The 2,105-nt window shown below is 65.3% G+C and carries 2 protein-coding genes and 1 pseudogene; 1 reads left to right on the forward strand and 2 read right to left on the reverse strand.

What is annotated here, in order from left to right; genetic code table 11:
* Positions 1-411, forward strand: a pseudogene (locus AHiyo1_RS25405) (3-methyladenine DNA glycosylase); the annotation flags it as partial.
* Here AHiyo1_RS25405 and AHiyo1_RS04720 read toward each other — a convergent pair.
* Together AHiyo1_RS04720 and argH are read right to left on the reverse strand one after the other, a co-directional pair.
* Positions 317-1,054 (reverse strand): maleylpyruvate isomerase family mycothiol-dependent enzyme, encoded by a 738-nt coding sequence (locus tag AHiyo1_RS04720; RefSeq protein ID WP_059387785.1) that lies wholly within the window; start codon positions 1,052-1,054, stop codon positions 317-319. The pseudogene AHiyo1_RS25405 and the gene AHiyo1_RS04720 overlap by 95 nt on opposite strands.
* 126 nt (positions 1,055-1,180) lie before the next feature.
* Positions 1,181-2,105 (reverse strand): argininosuccinate lyase (gene argH / locus AHiyo1_RS04725; RefSeq protein ID WP_084784357.1); only part of this gene is annotated, 925 nt, incomplete at its 5' end.

Consider the following 2,105-nt stretch of genomic DNA (forward strand, 5'->3'; position numbering starts at 1 on the left):
CGCATAGATTCCGTGCTTGCCGCGGCAGCAGCCATGGCCAGCGGGGAACTCGACTTCGACTACGGCGACGACCCCCAAACGCTCGCGGACAAACTATTGCCGTTGCCCGGCGTAGGACCATGGACCGTGGGCTACGTGGCGATGAGGGTCATCGGCGACCCGGACGTCTTCCTCGCCAACGACGCAGCCGTCCGGAACGGCCTCAAGAACTTGGCCGCCTCGGAGGGCCTGCCTACAGACTTCCGCAACGTGAGCCCGTGGCGTTCCTACGCCACGATGCATCTGTGGAGGGCAGCGGCAAGCAAACGCGGCAGCGCTATCGTGTCGCGGGAACGCTCGATGGCCACGGGAGAAGCTCCGGCAAGTCAACACCGTCCGCGTCGGCAGAGGCCCGCAGGCTTCCCAGGGTAGGCGTGCGCCCGGCGAGCCAGGCCGCGATATCCGTGATCATGCCGTTGATGGCAACGGACTGCCGCCCCGAGCCGATGACCACCTGCGGCAGGCCCAGGGGCTGAAGCACGAATTTCTGGTCTGCGGGCACGCGGGCCGAGAGGAAATCGAAAAGGTGCTCGCAGAATTGCCGGCTCCAGGCTTCCGGTCCGCGACCGATTCCCAGGTCCGTGACGTGGATGACCAGTTCGCGCCAAAGCGCCAGGCCGCCGTCGAGCACTGTTCCGTTCCGGAAGCTGATCCGGGTGTTCCAGCCGGACTCCACAAGCCCATCGAAGGCCCGCAGGGCCCGCGAGAGGGCCGCTTCGGTGGCGTCACGGTGTTCGGCAAGGCTATGGCTAGCCGCCAGCTCAATCGCCTTCGTGCGGCCCTCGTAGCCGCCGTCGTAGATGTCGATGGTCTCGCCGCGTGCGGCGTATTCCAGTTGCCTGGCCATGGCGTTCGAGATACCGGCAATGTGAGCCAGTACGTGGCCGCGGGTCCACCCGGGCAGCTCGGAGGGAGCTGCAACATCGGCGTCGTCGAGTTTGGCGACAACGTCGGTGACAGTGCCGGCTGCTTTGTGGAGCTCGGCAAGAAGCGCTGAGGTAGTGATCTCGGTCATAGCGCCATAGTATCCGACAGGGTTAATGACTGTTAACGAGGATTAACTGGCAGCGGCGGGCATTTCGCTGCAGCCTTTGCGAAAAAGACTGCCTCGAAATACCCGCCGGCGTTGGCCTTCTTTTCGTTACTCCGCGTACTTCCGTACCGCCGCGAGCTCCGCTTCGAGGGCAAGCAGTTGGCGCTCGACGGCGGCCGGGGCCGTTCCGCCTTGGGAGTTGCGGCTGTTGAGTGAACCTTCGGTACTGAGCACGGTGCGGACCTCGGGGGTCAGGTGCTCCGAAATGCCCGCGTACTCTTCGTCCGTCAGGTCCCACAGCTCGACGCTGCGCCCTTCAGCCAGCTTCACCGCCGCACCGGAGAGCTCGTGCGCCTCGCGGAACGGCACTCCCTGGCGGACAAGCCACTCGGCGATGTCCGTGGCAAGCGCGAAGCCCTGCGGTGCCAGCGATGCCATGCGCTCGGTGTTGAAAGTGAGCGTGGCGATCATGCCGGAGACGGCCGGGAGCAGCACCTCCAAGGTGTCCGCGGCGTCGAATACCGGTTCCTTGTCTTCCTGCAGATCGCGGTTGTACGCGAGCGGCAGGCCCTTGAGCGTTGCCAACAGCCCGGTCAGGTTGCCGATGAGGCGCCCTGCCTTGCCGCGGGCGAGCTCGGCGACATCCGGATTCTTCTTCTGCGGCATGATCGACGACCCCGTGGAGTACGAATCATGGAGCGTGACGAAGGAGAACTCCTTGGTGGCCCACAGAATGACTTCCTCGGAGACCCGCGACAGGTCCACGCCGATCATCGAGCAGATCCATGCGAACTCGGCGAAGACATCGCGCGAGGCAGTGCCGTCGATCGAGTTGTGGACCGCCGAGAAGAAGCCCAGGTCCGAAGCGACGGCCTCGGGATCCAGGCCGAGCGAGGAACCTGCCAGAGCACCGGAACCGTAGGGCGAGACACCGGCGCGCTTGTCCCAGTCCTGGAACCGCTGCACGTCGCGCAACAGTGCCCAGGCATGGGCCAGCAGGTGGTGGCTCAGCAGGACAGGCTGGGCATGCTGC

The organism is Arthrobacter sp. Hiyo1 (assembly GCF_001263615.2).
GTDB lineage: Bacteria > Actinomycetota > Actinomycetes > Actinomycetales > Micrococcaceae > Arthrobacter.

Bases quoted from the DNA above. Each gene is read 5' to 3' on its own strand.
- AHiyo1_RS04720 (WP_059387785.1), bottom strand. From the start codon at position 1,054: ATGACCGAGATCACTACCTCAGCGCTTCTTGCCGAGCTCCACAAAGCA.